Here is a 19,613-nt window from a genome sequence, read left to right as displayed (position 1 = left end):
TTATTTTTTAAATAAAAATACCAAAGGGATATTGAGCCTTTTACTCCAGGCATTTTCACTATGATTTTCTCCTGGGAAAAATTTAGTTAGCCAATTGTTTTCATTGTATCCTTTTTTTACCATCAACTGGTCGACTTCTTTTTGGATTTCCGGATACAACTTATCTAATGTTTCATCTCCACAATCAAAGTAAATTTTATGATTTTTGGGATTTGGAAGGTTTTTATTCAAGTACTTAATAAATGCACCAGGCATAGGGTTGTTATCAAGTGTAAAAGTACCTGTCCAATGCGTTGATAAACAGGCTGCACCTCCAAATATTTTTGGGTATTCACAAATAGCATACATAGAAATTAAACCTCCCATACTGCTACCCATCACGAATGTGTTTTCTTTGTTGGAATAAACCGAATAGGTTTTATCGATATATGGTTTTAGCTCTTCAACAACAAACTTAAGGTAATTGTTGGATTGAGGATTAAATGTTTTTTTTATTGGAACGTGCGAGCGTTTAAGTTGAGCATTGATTGTGTCTTTTTGACTAGTTGATAAATATTTAAATGGTTCTTGCGGAAAATAATCAGAGTGCCTTGTTTCGCCTCCATTCCAAATACCAACTACAATAAATTCTTTAAGCTTATTTGATTGAAATAATTTAGAAGCCGCATCATCTATATTCCAAGCTTGTTTATTCCATGAACTTTCAGGGTCAAATAACATTTGTCCATCATGCATGTATAATACCGCATATTTTTTCGATTGAGAATAGCCTTCTGGCATCCATATATCAACATGCCTTGAGGTTATATATTTGGACTCAAAATTCTCAATACGTTTTATCTTACCATGAACAACTTTTGGAAGCGTATTTTGAGCTTTTACAGAAAGAATAAAAGATAAGATTATGGCGGTACTTATTAATTTTTTCATCTGTTATGTGTGTTAAAAACTTTTCTGTTTTTTTTCTTTAATATCTGCTAACTTAAATGATATGAAGTCGTTTTACTGATTGATATCAGTTGTTAGCAAATTTAGAAGATAAATTTTACGAATTCAAGTTTCTATAGTGGTTCTATGGTTAAATCGTTTCCTGTTAGATTGTCAGTAATTGAGTGCTATCAAAAATTATTTTTCAAATATGGCAACTGCTCTTACTGGAGAACCTGTTCCTCCTCTAATTTTTAATGGAAATCCAATAAATCGGAAACGTCCTCTACCAATTAATAAATTAAGATTTATCATATTTTCATAATGCGTAAAGCCTAATTCTCCGCAAATTTGATGTACTTCTTTATTAGATATTTTTGGAACACCAGGAGACATGGTTTCAACTCCAAAAGCAGAGATTTTTTGTTCTCCTAACCAACGCGCAGCTTCTCCAGAAATACCGGGTCCGTTTCCCCAATCATTGTCGTTAAAATGTTTTCGGTAATGGTCTGTATAAATTAAAATGGTGTCTCTTTTTCTGATTTCTAAATTCGCTTTTTTACAAGCATTTTCAATTTCAAAAGGCTCAATTAATTCTTTAAGTTTTTTGTGAGAGAAATCTAAGCAAATGCCTTCTGTATAAAACATAGATAAAGGCATCGTATCTATTGATTGTCCTTCATATTGTTTTGCCATATGATTTATGGCGTCAACATGCGTTCCAGTGTGTTCTCCAAGTTCTAATTTATGTACAGCAGGGGTTCTTTTTTTTGGGTTATTAAGTCCTTCCCATTCTTCGTGAGAATTGTGAATTTCCATTTTTACTTGAGGCAGATCTTTAAAAACAGGCATGCCTTCATAAATTTCTTGACTTAAATCAATAATTTCAATCATGTGGTTTCGTTTTTAAAATGTATTTCAATGAAATGTTGTTAGTGAAGTAAATAGGAAAAGTTACAAAACGAGTATTCTAATACTTCTCCGGCACAAACGTTTGGTAATTCATTGGTGGTCTTACATAGGCTTTATAGTCTGGTAACTCCGGAAGTTCAATAGGCTTAATATCCATTTTTTGGTATGGAATCTGACTTAAAACATGGCTAATACAATTTAAACGCGCTTTTTTCTTGTTGTCTGAGTTTACTACATACCAAGGCACTTGTTTAGTATCTGTATGTGCAAACATGTTGTCTTTAGCTTTAGAATATTCCAACCATCGAGAGCGAGATTCTAAATCCATCGGACTAAATTTCCAACGCTTTAAAGGATTGCTTATTCGGTTTTTAAAACGTCGTTCTTGTTCTTCGTCGCTTACAGAAAACCAATACTTTAAAACTATAATTCCCGATCGAACTAACATACGTTCAAACTCTGGACATGAACGCAAAAACTCATCGTATTCGTCATTAGTGCAAAATCCCATTACTTTTTCTACTCCGGCTCGGTTATACCAACTTCTATCAAAAAGTACAATTTCACCAGCAGCAGGTAAATGGTAAACATATCTTTGAAAATACCATTGTGTTTTTTCTTTTTCGGTAGGAACGCCTAATGCAACTACTTTGCAAACTCTGGGGTTTAAAGGTTCTGTAAATCGTTTTATAGTTCCACCTTTACCAGAAGCATCTCTGCCTTCAAAAACAATAACCACTTTTAAACCTTGTTTTTTAACCCATTCTTGTAGATGAACTAATTCGGTATGTAGTTTTGCTAATTCAGCTTCGTAATTGAATTTTTTGTCTTTTGCCATATTAAAACTTTTACGAAACACAAGTTACAGAAAAACATAAAAATGAAGCGATTTAAGCACGCTTTATTGCTTAAAATAAAGTTAATTTATAAAGGTTCTTATTAATTTTCGGCATTAAAAAATACTTTGTAATAATGCATTTTCTTTTCCTCGTCATAACCGCGTTCCAAATATTCCGAAGAAGCATCAGGAGCATCAATATCTAACTTTATTTGTATGTGCGTATCTAACTTAATATCGGTTTTTATTTTTCGTTTTTCCTTGGTTACAACCGCTTCGGCAACATTAAACTGATTTCTAATCACGAGATTCTGTTCACCTTCAAATTCTTTTTTATAGTTTTCAAATTCGCGAATTTGCTTTTCGTTTTCAAAAAGTTCTTCTTTAAATCGCTCAACATTGACTACTTCATTTTCTTTAAAAAAATCGATGGTTTTAGCTAAAAACATATTTTGTTCTTGTGCGCCATAACTGGTTTTTATAATTTCAGTTGAAAAATCTTTGCACAACTCAATATACTGTTGAGTATGATTATTAGCGTCATCGGCGTACTTAATATTTAAAAAATGATTGAGCCAATATTGGGCATCGTAACTATTATTGTCTACACTTAAAATAATGTTGCCTTCAGTATCGCTTTGGTTTAAAATTAAACAGCCTTTATCAACTTTTTTACTGCTAATACCTTTTTGTACTAAAACATCGTAACTGTTGTTTTCTAAATACGTTTGAAAGAAATTAACCTTATTTTCAATTTTAAAAATACCTAGAGCGTTGGTTGTCATGTCCCGAAACTCGATACCTTCAAACATAACAACCAATACATCGCCAGTTTTTATTTGCGCTGAACTCGATTGCTCGTATAAATGTGTGACAATGTGTTTTGAAATGTCTATAAAACTATCTTCATCATTAAACAATTGCGTGCAATAGCTGTTAATTTCATTTAAAGCAATATTAGCGTGATGATTAAAACGGTAACTCTGTACCACACTGCCAAATGGCCTTAACAAAAAGGGTAACATTAAATCGTAGCTCGCTTCGTCAAAATCAACTAGTTTTTCTGAAAATGCATTTTTAGTGTCGTTGAATTTATTACCAACTTTATGGATGATGAATTTTGAAATTGAGGCGTTTTTTCTTGAAATCATGTATCGTGTATTATTAATGCAATACTATAAAATTAAGCTGAATTTGGTTTAAAAAAAGAGCGCCAAAACATAATATTTTGACGCTCGAGATTCGAGGACTTGCATTTGGCGGTAAAATACCGCTATTTACTAAAACTTGTAAGTTCTGAGTAACCCATAAGTTTATCATTTTTATTATATGTTTCATTTCTAATCATGCCAACACCTTCTGCTATCCATTCTTTAATTTTAAACTTCATTTTCATACCCATTTTCATTTCGTTGTTGTAGCTAATAGCAAAACAATCAAAAGTGCCTGCAGGTGTGGTGATAGATTCTTTTTTGTCTACGGTTCGGTTTAACATATTAACGCTCATGTTCATAGTGATGCCTCCCATATTTAAAGCCATATTCATGTTAGCATTGTTTAAGTTTTGGCCCACTTGCAAATCATTTGGAAGCTCAATATTAGTACCAGTAAATTCCATTTCCATGTCTTTGTATTGATTTAACATGTCTGGATTCATTAACGACTTAAAGTCAATAGAAATTTTATTACCATCGCACATTACATTATAGCTCATGGTTGTAACTTCTTTGTCTTTCGAGTCAAAAATTACAGCTTCAATAGTTGCCACATTATCTTCAATATTTGATACATGATATTTAACGACGCCTTCTTTCTTGCCTTTTTTGTCGTAATTGGTAATTTCAAATTTGGTGCCTTCTTCAAAAGGGTAGTAGGCTTTGCAATTACTTTGGCTATAAGATGAAAAACTTATAAAAAATAGACCAATGAGTATGATGATTTTTGTTTTCATATTATTTTAAATTTTTACAAATTCTACACGACGGTTTTGTGCTTTTCCGTCGCTAGTGCTGTTGTCTTCAACCGGTTCGCTTTCACCTTTTCCATCTGTTTGCAATCTACTTCCAGAAATTTTATAAACTTCAATTAATGCGTTTTTTACGGCTTCTGCACGTGCTTGAGAGAGCTGCAAATTGGATGCCTCGGTACCATCAGCATCCGTATGTCCAATAATCTTTAAATTAATATTTTCATCTTGCATTAATACCTGAGATATTTGGCGAATAATACCATAACTCTGAGGTTTTAAATTTGCAGAACCTGTATCGAATAAAATGCCGTTAGTTGAAATTTTGCCTTCTGAAATTAGTTTTCGTCTTAAATCTTCACCACCTTCTGAAACTTTTAAATTTTTGATAAAAATACGTTCCTTGCCATCTTTGAAATTGTTCACATTAAATTTTATAAAGTTTACTCGATGTTCGAGAGACATCATTCTTGGCACATCGATATATTTTTTTTCATTTACCCATATACGAAAACGTTGTTTGTTTACAGCTATGGCAATGTGCGGTTTATTTAACACCGCTTTTCTAATATCGGCTTTTACGCCATTGTTAATGCCACCACCACCGCGGTTTACATAATTTTGAACTCGAATTTCTACTGGAGTATATTGACAAAATGGAATACTGGCAACGGTGTAAGTAGGACCGTGACTAAAATCGTTTGTGCTACTTAAATATATAAATAGTCTGGCAGTTGATGAGGTCTTTTTATCTAAACCACTAACTAAAACATCAAATTCAATGGTATATTCTTCGGGTAAACTTTTTACATCTGGGATATAGTAGTTTCCATAACCAGAGAGTAAATCAAACCATTTTTCGTTATTTATTTGCACCACTTCACCACCACCATTAGCATTCCACTTACTAGGAAAATCACCTATGAAATCTTTTTCAAAATCATCAAAAAATAAGAGCTTATCTCCAGGAACAAAATCAAATTTGCTATAAATCTCTAAATTGTCAGATATATTGGTATCATCGTTGTCTCCAATATCATTGTTGGTTGAAGTAGAATTGGTTTCTGGATTATCATTGGTTGAAGTGTCATTAGATTCATCTTCAGGTTCTTCTTCAGTGTCACGTTCCCGCTGTCCTAACAATAATTCTTTCGCAGTTTTTATGCTATAATTAAGGGCTTTTTTAGCTTTATTAATTTGTAAAGTAGCTTTAGCTTGTTTCAAGACGCTGGTCCCATCAACATCACTCAAAATATCTGGTGCGCTATCACTTAAACCTTCTAAATCGTCAAGAGCATCCTCGAGAACATCAATATCTTCATCATCTAAGGGTGTTCCAGCTTCGGCATACCCATCGTATTTGTAAACTTTATCATAAATATCAAACGACTCAGACACAAATTTATCAACGCTATAAATGCCAACTTTACTTCCTGGGCGTTTTAGTTTCTTGGTTTGTGCATCAATGTTAGGGAAAGTAAATACAAAAGCAATCCAAAAAAGTAGAATGCTGTAAGCACTTTTGGGAATTTTCATTTGTAATTAATTGATTAATAGCTGCCTTAAAGATAGAAATTAGTTTTTTACAAACAAAAATGTAGTGTTAAAATTCATGATAATTTCATACAACTTAATGTATTTAAATGATCATAAATTTAATTAATTTGATATAGAATAATAGCATTGCTTTCTCCTATGGTAACAAATTCTAAATTTTTATCCTTATCTATATTGTCTAACTCTATGGTCGAATTGCCATAAACCGGAAAATTGGGAAGTAATTTTGAGGCACTATCAAACAAATAGATTTTATGAGATTGCAAATCTGTTGTCGAAACATAAATTTTATCATTGATGTAAAATATCTTTGGATTTACGTAATTGCCAAAATCAAGCTCAGTAGTTTTATTTTTTATAAATAGCTTGTTTTCACTTTGTGTTACCAGCGTTTTACTTGTTGTTTCTATAAAATGATTATTAGAAAGGTTTAACTTTCTTGATGAAACGTTTCCCAATGGATTAACAGAAACTAAATCTCCAGACTCACTTGTAGTTGTGAAAGTATTATTATATAGAAAAACAGGTTGATTGGAGTATGAAAAAGACTGTTTTGGTTTAACTCTTATTTTACCGAGTCTATCTAAAATATAAAGGTTTTTGTTTGTTTTAATAATAATATAATCTTTACTACCAATTCTAAAGTGTTCGGGTTTACATACAACAGCATTTTTTGCCGATTTAAATTTAAAGCCAGATACTATTTTTCCTTTAACATTATACATTAATACGTTTTTACCTTGGGTAACTAAAAGTCGATAATCTTTTCTTTTATCGTAATCAAAAATAGCAAGCGGTTGTGTAATTTTGTCTTTAAAATTCAACGAAAACGGTTTAACTTCTCTCCCTTTTCTGTCTAAAACATAGACTTTTTTTAGTGTTGCAAAAGCCAGTTGTAAACGACCGTTTTTGTAAATATCAATTTGTTCAATTCTGCCTAAAACAGGTCCTTGTAATCGTTTTTTCCATAGAATTTTTCCTTTATTAGAAATAAGATAAAGGTTGTTGTTTACATCTTGCACAACAATTTCTTTATGCTTGGTAATATGATTTGTAACAAATTGAGGCGTGTTTAAGATATCATTATCTAACTTAATATTTAATTCTTCCGAAACAGAATTTAAAGACCCTCGAGTTTTGTTTTTATTTACAACGCCATTAACATGAGCAAAATTATTATCGTAGATAAATTGGATGGCCGATTGGTTATATTCTACAATATTAAATTTTTCATCGGAGCCTAAATTTTTATGAAAAATGTTTTTTAATGTTGAAGCATTATTTATCTGTAAAATTGAAGATGCATCACTAAGTTTCTCCTTGGTGTCTTCAAAAATTAAAGAGTTCGAAAAAGTGGTTTTGTTTTGATAACTAGCAATTATATTTTGCAACATGTCCATTTGGCTTGAAAACACAAAAAAATTATCTAAAATGCAATACAAATTGGCATGAGTATCGCTTATTAAAGGTGAAAATGTTTCAGCGAATAACTTAGGTTGACTAAAATTATAAATTTCAATTTCTCTATAAGTATCTGTAACGGATTGTTCTGCTATTAAAGCATCTTTAGTAGCTATAACATCTACAGAGTTAAGTACAATAGCACGGTTTTTATCTTCATAAATCACACCAACTTCTACAACATCATTAAAAAGAATAGCGTTACTCATTAAAGAATCTTTCTGCTGATATTTCAATAAATTTGATTCTAAAATCTTAAAATCATTAAAGGAAAAACTCATAAAACCGTCGCTGTTTGAAGGCGTTATATGCTGAGTTTGATTAACCTGAGGATAGGTGTTTTTGAAAATATTAATTAATTTTTTTGAAGAATCTAAAGCTTTAGTGATACCATTAAAATAAATACTGTTCTGGTTCATTTCAACGTCAAGAGCAAGATATTCGGTAAAATTATTAAGATTTAAAAAATCTTCAATAAAAAATGTTGAAATAAATTCTGAATTGGGTTTTATAATAATAGAGCAGGATTTGTCGTTGCTAGTAGTGCGATAGGCTTTTTTGAATTCATCATCATCGTTAAAACTACTAAAAGTATTTTCTACTATGGATTTTGATGATGAAACTACTAGCACACTATCAATACTTGCAGTGTAAAAAGAATTATCATTTAGTGTCGATTTTATTATTGTTTTGTTTTTATAGGTTAACGTTTCTTCAGTGTAATTTGGAAGTGAATCTGTTTCGAGTATATTCGAATTTAGTTTGGTAATCACGGTGAAATCCAGATTGTCATTAACGCCTTCAGATAAACATAAAACAACTTCATTTAATGGCTTGAGTAAAGCCAAAGGCTTTAGCTTTTCTTGTAAACGATTGTAAGCAGTTGTTTTGGAAAACCGTTCAATAAAATCGTTGTTTTTTAAACTACTATTTAAACTTTCTAGATTATTGGTTTTAATAATTAAACTAGCATTGTCAGGAATAAATTCTATAAGATTGTTGTGTTTTTTGCCTGTGTTTGAGCAACCAAAAAATAAAATAAGTAGGAGGGAACTGCAAAATAATCTCATGGACTTCATTAATTTCAGCAAATATAAAAACTTAAAAACCTAACTTTAATTGTTCTGGCATTAATCTAAAAGATTTTCTGTGATATTTGGTTATGCCGTACTTTTTTATGGCAGCCCTGTGTTCTTTGGTTGGGTAACCTTTATTTTGTTTCCAATTGTACATCGGAAATTCTTCATGAATTTTATCCATGTATTTATCACGGTAAGTTTTTGCTAGTATAGAAGCGGCTGCAATGCTTAAATACTTACCATCTCCTTTTATTATGGTTTCGTAAGGAATATTTTTAAAGGGCTTGAATTTATTACCATCAACAATTATAAATTCTGGTATTGTATTTAAGTTTTCTATAGCCTGATGCATAGCTAAAATAGAAGCGTTTAAAATATTAATAGTATCTATTTCTTCTTGAAAAACATGAGAAACTCCAAAACAAATAGACTCTTCTTCAATAACCGGTTTTAAAAGCGTTCTTTTTTTTTCGCTTAATTGTTTGGAATCGTTTAATATTAAATTCTTAAAATCTTTAGGTAAAATCACTGCTGCAGCGGTTACAGGACCAGCCAAACAACCGCGTCCTGCTTCGTCAGTTCCGCATTCTAAATTGTATTCAGAGTGGTTTAGTAATAGCATATTTAAAATAAAAACAAATATAAAATTAACTTGCTAGGTATCATTCATATAAACTAGCGATGTGTATGTTTTTCGTAAAAGTAGTTGTTTTTTAAATTTATTATTTAGATGTTTGCTATCGACTAACTCAAATATAATTTTAAATCTCATCTATGTAATTAGATGTTATAATTAAAAAGAAAGCCAGCGAAGAAACGCTGGCTTTCTTTATTTAAAATATTTTTCAACACTTTACGTTCAAATAATTACTTTTGCCAAAGAATATCTGGAAACAACAAAATTTTCTTCAGTTCACTCTTAATCTTAATATGGTAGTAACCCTAAAAATTAAAAATAGAAATATATATAATCAGATGCTTAAAGTCTTATTAACTTGTTTCGGGTTGCTTATAGTTAATATTAGTACGGCTCAAATACAACCAATTCAAAAGGGTACTAGTATAGACGATAAATCTTTTGGTGTACAAGATTCAATTAGGAGCAAAACAAAAGGGGCAAGCACAAAAAGTCCAAAAACTAAAATAGAAGATTATCTAATCATTTCTCAAGGAAGAGATACCACCTTTGTGGATACTACATTAACCATTAGAAAAGAATACAAGTTTAATTACCTTCGTAAAGATAATTTCGGCTTAATTCCATTTTCTAATGTTGGGCAATCTTATAATAGCCTAACCTATAATTTTCAAAATACCGAGGCCATGCCAAAATTTGGCGCGACAGCAAGACACTTTAATTATATGGAAATCGATGATATATTTTATTATCGAATGCCAACCCCGTTTACCGAGTTGTTTTATCGTACCGTGTTTGAACAAGGGCAGACTGCCGATTCTTTTTTTAGTGTTAACGTTTCACCACAATTAAACTTCTCCATCGCTTATAAAGGTATGCGCTCCATTGGCTTTTACCAGCACGCCATTACAAGTACAGGTAATTTTAGGTTTACATCAAACTATACTTCTAAAAATAAGAAGTATCAGGCCAGAGGCCATATAGTAACACAAGATTTGTATAATGAAGAAAATGGCGGACTAATTGACGAAAGTGTAGAAAATTTTGAAGCAGGCATAGAAGAATTTCTTGAACGCTCCATCCTCGATGTTAATTATGAAAATGCCGAAAATATTTTAATTGGTAAACGCATTTATCTCGATCAAAACTACGACATCTATAAAAAAGTAATTGAGAAGTATCTTCCTAACACCTTAAACGATTCTACTTCAAAAAGCAGACTTAGTGTAAGACACATCATGACTTTTGAAGATAAATACTATCAATATAAACAAACAACAGCGAATACGACTATTTTTGGAGATGCATTCAAATCAAGAAGTTTATCAGATAAAGCAACACTAGAAAATTTCTATAACGAGCTGCAACTAGATTACTATAATAACGTATTAGGTAACGTTCAAATAAATGTAAACAATACCAACTATAACTACGGTTATAATAAGTTAGTAGTTTTAAACAGTAATACTATTGTAAATCGCTTAAAAGGAAATGTGTTTGGTGTAGGCGGTAAATATAGTAAACGCTATAAAGGCTTTCGATTAAACGGAGAGTTGGGAGTAAATGTCACTGGAGATTTTGAAGGCAATTACCTCAAAGCAGATGCAACCTTTAAATTAAACGACGATATTTCGGCATCGGCATCCTTAAATCACAGTTCAAAAGTGCCAAACTTTAATACATTATTATACCAAAGTGATTATTTAAATTACAACTGGCAAAATAATTTCAATAATATCGAAGCCCAGCAAATAGGGTTCAATCTTAAATATAAAGAACTTGCAAACATCACCGCAGATTTCTCAACAATAAATGATTACGTATACTTTAAAAAAGACGAAACCACAGCACAAGTCAATCCATTTCAAAACAATAAATCCATATCCTACTTTAGGGTTAAGTTAGAAAACGAAATAAAATTCGGAAAATTCGCCCTAAACAATACTATAATGTATCAAAACGTAAAGGACGATAATCAGGTATTAAACGTTCCCGAAATAAACACCCGAAACACATTCTATTTCTCAAGTCACCTATTCAAAAAAGCCATGTATCTTCAAACCGGTGTAACATTAAATTACTTCTCAAAGTATTATATGGATGCTTACAGTCCATTACTATCAGAATTTTATGTACAAAACGAAACCCAATATGGCGATTTTCCAAGGTTAGATTTTTTCTTAAACGCAAAAATCCGTCAAACCCGTATCTATTTCAAGCTCGAACATTTCAATTCCTCATTCACAGGCTATAACTTTTATTCAGCACCAACGTATCCATACCGCGATTTCGCAATACGTTTCGGCTTAGTATGGAATTTCTTCCTATAAAATTTTTTTATTAGTGCGTTCCCCAAAGGGGTCGGGCTGAATTTTATCCTGAGCGGAGTCTAAGGGTTTCAAGTGCTCGCGTCGTACCTCCGCTGTGGGCTATCCACTACAATCCCTAACGCGGGCATAACGATATAATGATTAAATACGATAACAATACCGTTCACATAATAAAAGAACAATTCAAGCCTACAAGATTCACAGGTCAAAATAGCTGATCAATTAACAGTATATAATCCGTACCTAGATGCTTTTAGTCATAAGATTAAAAAAAAGTTAAATAAAATTAAGGGTTATAAATAACAGAAAACAAGGCAGTTAAAAGTGATATAAAAAAAAGGCAAAAAAAAGTTTAAAAAAGCCATTGCGTAATTAAAAATAGGTAGTATGTTTGCACCCGCTAAAAACAGCAGTAGAGTTGTTTGGCGAAGTTCATAAAATGTTACTTATTTAGTTGGGAAAGAAAAAGGTTCATATTTTTTTCAAAAAAGATTAAAAAAGTATTGTGGAGTTTAAAAAAGGGTTTTATATTTGCACCCGCTTAAGGAGGAAAGACTTTAAGAAAAGATAAAAAAAGTTCATAAACATATTGAATTGACAGCGTAAGAAAGTTATTGGAAACGATAATTTTCAACAAAGAGAATAGACCATTTTGAGTACTAGAGATTCTGATTAGTTGTTAAAAGTTGTTGCATTGTATTATAAATATGATAGTAACACACAAAAATTAACGATGAAGAGTTTGATCCTGGCTCAGGATGAACGCTAGCGGCAGGCCTAACACATGCAAGTCGAGGGGTAACAGAGAGAAGCTTGCTTCTTTGCTGACGACCGGCGCACGGGTGCGTAACGCGTATACAATCTACCTTGTACTGGGGGATAGCCTTTAGAAATGAAGATTAATACCCCATAGTATGTTAAGTTCGCATGGACCTAATATTAAAGGTTACGGTACAAGATGAGTATGCGTCCTATTAGCTAGTTGGTATGGTAACGGCATACCAAGGCAACGATAGGTAGGGGCCCTGAGAGGGGGATCCCCCACACTGGTACTGAGACACGGACCAGACTCCTACGGGAGGCAGCAGTGAGGAATATTGGACAATGGAGGCAACTCTGATCCAGCCATGCCGCGTGCAGGAAGACTGCCCTATGGGTTGTAAACTGCTTTTATACAGGAAGAAACATCGCTACGTGTAGCGACTTGACGGTACTGTAAGAATAAGGATCGGCTAACTCCGTGCCAGCAGCCGCGGTAATACGGAGGATCCAAGCGTTATCCGGAATCATTGGGTTTAAAGGGTCCGTAGGTGGATAATTAAGTCAGGGGTGAAAGTCTGCAGCTCAACTGTAGAATTGCCTTTGATACTGGTTATCTTGAATTATTATGAAGTAGTTAGAATATGTAGTGTAGCGGTGAAATGCATAGATATTACATAGAATACCAATTGCGAAGGCAGATTACTAATAATATATTGACACTGATGGACGAAAGCGTAGGTAGCGAACGGGATTAGATACCCCGGTAGTCTACGCCGTAAACGATGGATACTAGCTGTTCGGATTTATCTGAGTGGCTAAGCGAAAGTGATAAGTATCCCACCTGGGGAGTACGTTCGCAAGAATGAAACTCAAAGGAATTGACGGGGGCCCGCACAAGCGGTGGAGCATGTGGTTTAATTCGATGATACGCGAGGAACCTTACCAGGGCTTAAATGTAGATTGACAGGTTTAGAGATAGACTTTTCTTCGGACAATTTACAAGGTGCTGCATGGTTGTCGTCAGCTCGTGCCGTGAGGTGTCAGGTTAAGTCCTATAACGAGCGCAACCCCTGTTGTTAGTTGCCAGCATGTAAAGATGGGAACTCTAACAAGACTGCCAGTGCAAACTGTGAGGAAGGTGGGGATGACGTCAAATCATCACGGCCCTTACGTCCTGGGCTACACACGTGCTACAATGGTAGGGACAGAGAGCAGCCACTGGGTGACCAGGAGCGAATCTATAAACCCTATCACAGTTCGGATCGGAGTCTGCAACTCGACTCCGTGAAGCTGGAATCGCTAGTAATCGCATATCAGCCATGATGCGGTGAATACGTTCCCGGGCCTTGTACACACCGCCCGTCAAGCCATGGAAGCTGGAAGTGCCTGAAGTCCGTCACCGCAAGGAGCGGCCTAGGGTAAAGTCGGTAACTAGGGCTAAGTCGTAACAAGGTAGCCGTACCGGAAGGTGCGGCTGGAACACCTCCTTTCTAGAGAAAGACGACTAAAAAGTATCATAACTATTACGAGAGATAGTTTATTCTCATTGCTGTTAATTTAAAAAATAAGTCACCAGAAAACGGTGGTCGGTAATAAATATATTACTGAAAACTGAACACTGACGACTATAAACAGTCTCATAGCTCAGCTGGTTAGAGCGCTACACTGATAATGTAGAGGTCGGCAGTTCGAGTCTGCCTGAGACTACAACCTAAGGTTGATTTTATTATTAGATAATTATTATTTAATAAAGAATTGATTTTAGACGTTCATTACAAATTGAAAAGGAAATTCTAGAAGAGGACTATCCACCAACGAGTCGGCAACAAGCGACTGCATACTGCAGACTGTGGACTGTCAACTTAAAGAAACGGGGGATTAGCTCAGCTGGCTAGAGCGCCTGCCTTGCACGCAGGAGGTCATCGGTTCGACTCCGATATTCTCCACGATTCTAGATGGTTAGAAAGTTAGACCATTAGATGTTTAGATATTGTCTAGCAATCTAAAAATCTAACGTTCTAAAAATCTTTAGAAAAACGTTCATTGACATATTGAAAAAAGATACATGAAAATATGATTAGATTAGTCTAATCATATTTAAGTAATAATTAGGATTAATTAGAATCACGAGCGATATCTAATTAATCATATTATGTTTATCAAATCGTTGATAGACATAGTAAACTCATTAAAAAAGCAAAAAGTACAATAAGCTAAATAAGGGCGTATGGGGAATGCCTAGGCTCTCAAAGGCGAAGAAGGACGTGATAAGCTGCGAAAAGCTGCGGGGATCAGCACACATGAATTGATCCGCAGATATCCGAATGGGGCAACCCACTATATTGAAGATATAGTATCCGCAAGGAGGCGAACCCGGAGAACTGAAACATCTAAGTACCCGGAGGAGAAGAAAACAAAAGTGATTCCGTTAGTAGTGGCGAGCGAACGCGGATTAGCCCAAACCAGTGTTGTTACGGCAATACTGGGGTTGTAGGACCACGACATTAGAAGCATAATGAATTAGAACTGTTTGGAAAGACAGGCCATAGACGGTGATAGCCCGGTATAAGTAAAGCATGTGGATATAGTGGTATCCTGAGTAGTGCGGGGCACGTGAAACCCTGTATGAAACAGTCGGGACCATCCGATAAGGCTAAATACTCTTGAGAGACCGATAGTGAACTAGTACCGTGAGGGAAAGGTGAAAAGAACCCTGAATAAGGGAGTGAAATAGAACCTGAAACCATACGCTTACAAGCGGTCGGAGCAGACTTGATCTGTGACGGCGTGCCTTTTGCATAATGAGCCTACGAGTTACCGTTGCTAGCAAGGTTAAGCACTTCAGGTGCGGATCCGTAGCGAAAGCGAGTCTGAATAGGGCGCTTTAGTTAGTAGTGGTAGACGCGAAACCGTGTGATCTACCCATGGGCAGGTTGAAGCAGTAGTAACATACTGTGGAGGACCGAACCGGTTGACGTTGAAAAGTCTTCGGATGACCTGTGGGTAGGGGTGAAAGGCCAATCAAACTCGGAAATAGCTCGTACTCCCCGAAATGCATTTAGGTGCAGCGTTGATTAATAGTTTTATAGAGGTAGAGCTACTGATTGGATGCGGGGGCTTCACCGCCTACCAATTCCTGACAAACTCCGAATGCTATAAAATGTTTATCAGCAGTGAGGGCATGGGTGCTAAGGTCCATGTCCGAGAGGGAAAGAACCCAGACCATCAGCTAAGGTCCCAAAATATATGTTAAGTTGAAAAAACGAGGTTGAACTGCTTAGACAGCTAGGATGTTGGCTTGGAAGCAGCCATTCATTTAAAGAGTGCGTAACAGCTCACTAGTCGAGCGGTTCGGCATGGATAATAATCGGGCATAAACATATTACCGAAGCTATGGGATAGAAATATCGGTAGGGGAGCATTGTAGTGTCGTCGAAGGTGTGTTGTGAGACATGCTGGAGAAGCTACAAAAGAAAATGTAGGCATAAGTAACGATAATGCGGGCGAGAAACCCGCACTCCGAAAGACTAAGGTTTCCTCAGCTATGCTAATCAGCTGAGGGTTAGTCGGGACCTAACGCGAACCCGAAAGGGGTAGTGGATGGACAACAGGTTAATATTCCTGTACCCGCTCTCAATAAAAGTGACGGAGGCGTATATTTGGTGCGAACTGACGGAATAGTTCGTTGAAGCCAGTGGTAACACGGCGATAGTACACTGAGGTTTCGGCCAAGGTGATAATCCAGAGAAGCGACTTCCAAGAAAAGCGAGAGAAGCGGCCCGTACCCTAAACCGACACAGGTAGTTGGGATGAGAATTCTAAGGAGCTCGAGAGATTCATGGCTAAGGAATTAGGCAAAATAGACTCGTAACTTCGGGAGAAGAGTCGCCACCCTTCGGGGTGGCCGCAGTGAAAAGGTCCAGGCGACTGTTTATCAAAAACACAGGGCTATGCTAAATTGAAAGATGATGTATATGGCCTGACACCTGCCCGGTGCTGGAAGGTTAAGTGGAGTTGTTAGCTTCGGCAAAGCAATCAAATGAAGCCCCAGTAAACGGCGGCCGTAACTATAACGGTCCTAAGGTAGCGAAATTCCTTGTCGGGTAAGTTCCGACCTGCACGAATGGTGCAACGATCTGGACACTGTCTCAGCCATGAGCTCGGTGAAATTGTAGTATCGGTGAAGATGCCGATTACCCGCTGTGGGACGAAAAGACCCCGTGCACCTTTACTATAGCTTAGTATTGGTTTTGGATAAGTAATGTGTAGGATAGGTGGGAGACTTTGAAGTGGCGTCGCTAGGCGTTGTGGAGTCATTGTTGAAATACCACCCTTTGCTTATCTAGAGTCTAACCTTCTTAGGAAGGGACAGTGCTTGGTGGGTAGTTTGACTGGGGTGGTCGCCTCCAAAAGAGTAACGGAGGCTTCTAAAGGTTCCCTCAGCACGCTTGGTAACCGTGCGTAGAGTGCAATGGCATAAGGGAGCTTGACTGAGAGACCTACAAGTCGATCAGGTACGAAAGTAGAGCATAGTGATCCGGTGGTTCCGCATGGAAGGGCCATCGCTCAAAGGATAAAAGGTACGCCGGGGATAACAGGCTGATCTCCCCCAAGAGCTCATATCGACGGGGGGGTTTGGCACCTCGATGTCGGCTCGTCACATCCTGGGGCTGGAGAAGGTCCCAAGGGTTGGGCTGTTCGCCCATTAAAGTGGCACGCGAGCTGGGTTCAGAACGTCGTGAGACAGTTCGGTCTCTATCTACAGTGGGCGTTAGAAATTTGAGTGGATCTGACTCTAGTACGAGAGGACCGAGTTGGACAAACCTCTGGTGTATCTGTTGTTCCGCCAGGAGCATTGCAGAGTAGCTACGTTTGGAAGGGATAAGCGCTGAAAGCATATAAGCGCGAAACCCACCACAAGATGAGATTTCTTTAAAGGGTCGTGGGAGATGACCACGTTGATAGGCTATAGGTGTAAAGGCAGTAATGTCATAGCCGAGTAGTACTAATAACCCATAGGCTTATTGTACGCCTGTTTTTTTATAAAGTTCAATAGAATTATTACAATCATGTTCTTATTTTCAATATGTTAAGATATTTGTTCCGATTTTAATCGGAACGCTGAAGACTAGAAGCGAAAGCCGACAGTCAGCAGCTATAACTTAAGGTGGTTATAGCGATGGGGCTCACCTCTTACCATTCCGAACAGAGAAGTTAAGCCCATTAGCGCCGATGGTACTACATTTGTGGGAGAGTAGGTCGTTGCCTTTTTTGAAAGCCCTTCATGGAAACATGGAGGGTTTTTTTGTGCTTTAAATCGAAATAGTATTGAAAAGCAAACCATCGGTGCCGATGGTACTACATTAGGGGAGCTTAGAATAGTTGCCTTTTATGGATCCCAATTCTTATTCTAGAATCGGGATTTTTTTTGATCTAAACTCAAAACATACCAAAACGGTATTAATGGCAAGCGGGAAGTTAACACAGACTTGCGGGAGTGATAGTAGAGGATAGCTTTTGGCGAGGCGAGCATCGAGCCAAAACTAGTAACGGATAGCGCGGTTTTTGCTTTTTCTGGAAAAACCCGCCCTAAAAATCATTATGAATATTTTAAAAACAAAAAATCCCGTAAACATTAAAGTTTCGGGATTTTTTTGTGGTACCTCCAGTACCATTATTTGCTTGAATCTATGTTATGCTATTTTATATAATAATCTTTTTGTGCCTTTATTTATAATACTTATGAGATATTTTAAATAATTTATATACTTTTGAAATAACAATAGTTAAAGGAGATGTTGTCCCTTTTGTTGTCCCTTTTTATATAAATCATTTATTGAAATTATGAGTAAATCAATTAAACCTACTTCGGGAACGATTAAATATAGATTAAAAGATGGTAATTCCAAAAAGGAAACCTCTATAATTTTAGATTATAGTTTTGGTAGAAACAATCGCATAAAATTTGCCACGGGTTATAAAGTTTTACCTAAAAATTGGGATAAAACATACCAAAGAATTAGAGCGGTATCTACGATAAGAAATAGGGAAAAAGTTAATAGTGATTTATTGAACTTCTCTTCAGAATTTGTAGATGCAGTATCTAAATTAGATGACTTAGAAAAACAAAACAAGAATGTGTTAAAATCACTTCTTTTCAAAATTGTTCGAAAAAATGAAAACAATGACAGCTTAATTACTACTTTTTTTGAATATGCAGATGATTATATTGAAAAAAGAGAAAATCAAGCTAAGAATATTGATGCTGTAAAATTAAGTCCAATTACTATTAGGTCTTACAAGCAAACTGTAAATAGGCTAAAAGAATTTAATAGTCGTGTTAACTATAATTTAGATTTTGATAATATTAATATGAATTTTTATTATACGTTTATAAAATATTTGGAGGATAATAATTATTCTGTGAATACTATAGGTAAGCATATAAAGAATTTGGTAACTATTTTAAATAGAGCTACTGAAGACGGAATTAATACTAATCTTAAATATAAGCACTCTGAATTTAAAATGGTTTCTGAAGAAACTGTTTCAATTTATCTTACCGAAGCTGATATAGATGCTTTATATAAAACAGACTTGTCGAAAACAAAAGATTGGGAACTAGCTAGAGATATATTTTTAATTGGCTACTACACAGGGCAGAGAGTTTCAGATTATAATGGAATTACTAAAGACCAAATAAAAACGTTTAACGGAAAAGAAGTGTTTGAATTTAAGCAACAAAAAACTAGTAAGCGTGTTTATGTTCCAATTCATAGACGTGTTAAAAAAATAATGGAACAACGTTATAATGGTTTTCCTCCTCGTAAATTAAATAATCCAGATATTAACGAATATATTAAAGAAGCAGGAAGAAAAGCAGAGATAAATGAGCAAGTCACAATTCAAAAAACGGTTGGTGGAAAAAAGACTTCAGAAACAGTACCTAAGCACAAGCTCATTGTTTCACATACTGCAAGAAGATCATTTTGTACAAATGCTTATTTATCTAAAATGCCAACAATTGATATTATGTCTATCAGCGGTCATTCTACAGAGCGAGAATTTTATAAATACATAAAAGTGACACCTCAAGAAAGAGCTGTAAAAATTGCTGATAGTGCCTTTTTTAAAAATTAATTAA

10 protein-coding genes, 2 tRNA genes and 3 rRNA genes are annotated in these 19,613 nt (G+C 35.3%); 7 read left to right on the top strand and 8 right to left on the bottom strand.

From position 1 onward, the window contains the following. The 8 genes from O5O44_RS13885 to rnhB form a co-directional block, all read right to left on the bottom strand. Positions 1-930: an alpha/beta hydrolase gene (locus O5O44_RS13885; protein WP_289194835.1), complete on the bottom strand. Its 930-nt coding sequence runs from the start codon at positions 928-930 to the stop codon at positions 1-3. Between the two features lie 195 nt (positions 931-1,125). Further along, on the bottom strand, positions 1,126-1,821 hold the full coding sequence (locus tag O5O44_RS13880) for a cyclase family protein (protein WP_289194834.1): 696 nt from the start codon (positions 1,819-1,821) through the stop codon (positions 1,126-1,128). A gap of 76 nt (positions 1,822-1,897) precedes the next feature. Then, positions 1,898-2,677 (bottom strand): polyphosphate kinase 2, encoded by a 780-nt coding sequence (ppk2, locus tag O5O44_RS13875; protein ID WP_019388288.1) that lies wholly within the window; start codon positions 2,675-2,677, stop codon positions 1,898-1,900. Between the two features lie 101 nt (positions 2,678-2,778). Next, positions 2,779-3,828 (bottom strand): nucleoid-associated protein, encoded by a 1,050-nt coding sequence (locus O5O44_RS13870; protein WP_289194833.1) that lies wholly within the window; start codon positions 3,826-3,828, stop codon positions 2,779-2,781. Positions 3,829-3,950: 122 nt separating this feature from the next. Beyond that, the gene (locus tag O5O44_RS13865) at positions 3,951-4,628 is read right to left on the bottom strand and encodes a TapB family protein (RefSeq protein WP_289194832.1); all 678 of its coding nucleotides are present in this window, start codon (positions 4,626-4,628) and stop codon (positions 3,951-3,953) included. 6 nt (positions 4,629-4,634) lie between these two features. Further along, positions 4,635-6,179, bottom strand: coding sequence for an OmpA family protein (locus O5O44_RS13860; RefSeq protein WP_289194831.1), 1,545 nt, complete (start codon positions 6,177-6,179; stop codon positions 4,635-4,637). A 119-nt stretch (positions 6,180-6,298) separates the two neighbouring features. Then, the gene (locus O5O44_RS13855; protein WP_289194830.1) at positions 6,299-8,731 is read right to left on the bottom strand and encodes a ribonuclease HII; all 2,433 of its coding nucleotides are present in this window, start codon (positions 8,729-8,731) and stop codon (positions 6,299-6,301) included. A gap of 31 nt (positions 8,732-8,762) precedes the next feature. Beyond that, positions 8,763-9,362, bottom strand: a complete 600-nt coding sequence (gene rnhB, locus O5O44_RS13850; RefSeq protein WP_289194829.1) for a ribonuclease HII — start codon at positions 9,360-9,362, stop codon at positions 8,763-8,765. 353 nt (positions 9,363-9,715) lie between these two features. Here rnhB and O5O44_RS13845 point away from each other — a divergent pair, with 353 nt between their 5' ends. The 7 genes from O5O44_RS13845 (at position 9,716) to O5O44_RS13815 (ending at position 19,609) form a co-directional block, all read left to right on the top strand. Further along, a complete protein-coding gene (locus tag O5O44_RS13845) occupies positions 9,716-11,707 on the top strand; it encodes a putative porin (RefSeq protein ID WP_289194828.1) in 1,992 nt (663 codons plus the stop codon). A 730-nt stretch (positions 11,708-12,437) separates the two neighbouring features. Continuing rightward, positions 12,438-13,959: ribosomal RNA gene (locus O5O44_RS13840) — 16S ribosomal RNA — on the top strand. 143 nt (positions 13,960-14,102) lie between these two features. After that, a tRNA-Ile gene (locus O5O44_RS13835) sits at positions 14,103-14,176 on the top strand. A gap of 165 nt (positions 14,177-14,341) precedes the next feature. Then, positions 14,342-14,415: transfer RNA gene (locus O5O44_RS13830), tRNA-Ala, on the top strand. A gap of 260 nt (positions 14,416-14,675) precedes the next feature. Then, a 23S ribosomal RNA gene (locus O5O44_RS13825) occupies positions 14,676-17,498 on the top strand. A 134-nt stretch (positions 17,499-17,632) separates the two neighbouring features. Beyond that, a 5S ribosomal RNA gene (rrf, locus tag O5O44_RS13820) occupies positions 17,633-17,740 on the top strand. Together the 16S, 23S and 5S rRNA genes with 2 tRNA genes alongside form the textbook arrangement of a ribosomal RNA operon. Before the next feature lie 573 nt (positions 17,741-18,313). Then, on the top strand, positions 18,314-19,609 hold the full coding sequence (locus tag O5O44_RS13815; protein WP_289194827.1) for a site-specific integrase: 1,296 nt from the start codon (positions 18,314-18,316) through the stop codon (positions 19,607-19,609). Positions 19,610-19,613: the final 4 nt, after the last annotated feature.

Origin of the sequence: Algibacter luteus (assembly GCF_030344935.1) — a bacterium.
Taxonomy (GTDB): Bacteria; Bacteroidota; Bacteroidia; order Flavobacteriales; family Flavobacteriaceae; genus Arenitalea; species Arenitalea lutea.
This window is presented reverse-complemented; position numbering and strand designations above follow the sequence as displayed.

Excerpts from the sequence above, each read along its gene's own strand:
- O5O44_RS13815 (WP_289194827.1), top strand. The coding sequence starts at position 18,314 with ATGAGTAAATCAATTAAACCTACTTCGGGAACGATTAAATATAGATTA.
- O5O44_RS13885 (WP_289194835.1), bottom strand. The coding sequence starts at position 930 with ATGAAAAAATTAATAAGTACCGCCATAATCTTATCTTTTATTCTTTCT.
- O5O44_RS13845 (WP_289194828.1), top strand. The coding sequence starts at position 9,716 with ATGCTTAAAGTCTTATTAACTTGTTTCGGGTTGCTTATAGTTAATATT.
- ppk2 (WP_019388288.1), bottom strand. The coding sequence starts at position 2,677 with ATGGCAAAAGACAAAAAATTCAATTACGAAGCTGAATTAGCAAAACTA.
- O5O44_RS13880 (WP_289194834.1), bottom strand. The coding sequence starts at position 1,821 with ATGATTGAAATTATTGATTTAAGTCAAGAAATTTATGAAGGCATGCCT.
- O5O44_RS13870 (WP_289194833.1), bottom strand. The coding sequence starts at position 3,828 with ATGATTTCAAGAAAAAACGCCTCAATTTCAAAATTCATCATCCATAAA.
- rnhB (WP_289194829.1), bottom strand. The coding sequence starts at position 9,362 with ATGCTATTACTAAACCACTCTGAATACAATTTAGAATGCGGAACTGAC.
- O5O44_RS13855 (WP_289194830.1), bottom strand. The coding sequence starts at position 8,731 with ATGAGATTATTTTGCAGTTCCCTCCTACTTATTTTATTTTTTGGTTGC.
- O5O44_RS13860 (WP_289194831.1), bottom strand. The coding sequence starts at position 6,179 with ATGAAAATTCCCAAAAGTGCTTACAGCATTCTACTTTTTTGGATTGCT.
- O5O44_RS13865 (WP_289194832.1), bottom strand. The coding sequence starts at position 4,628 with ATGAAAACAAAAATCATCATACTCATTGGTCTATTTTTTATAAGTTTT.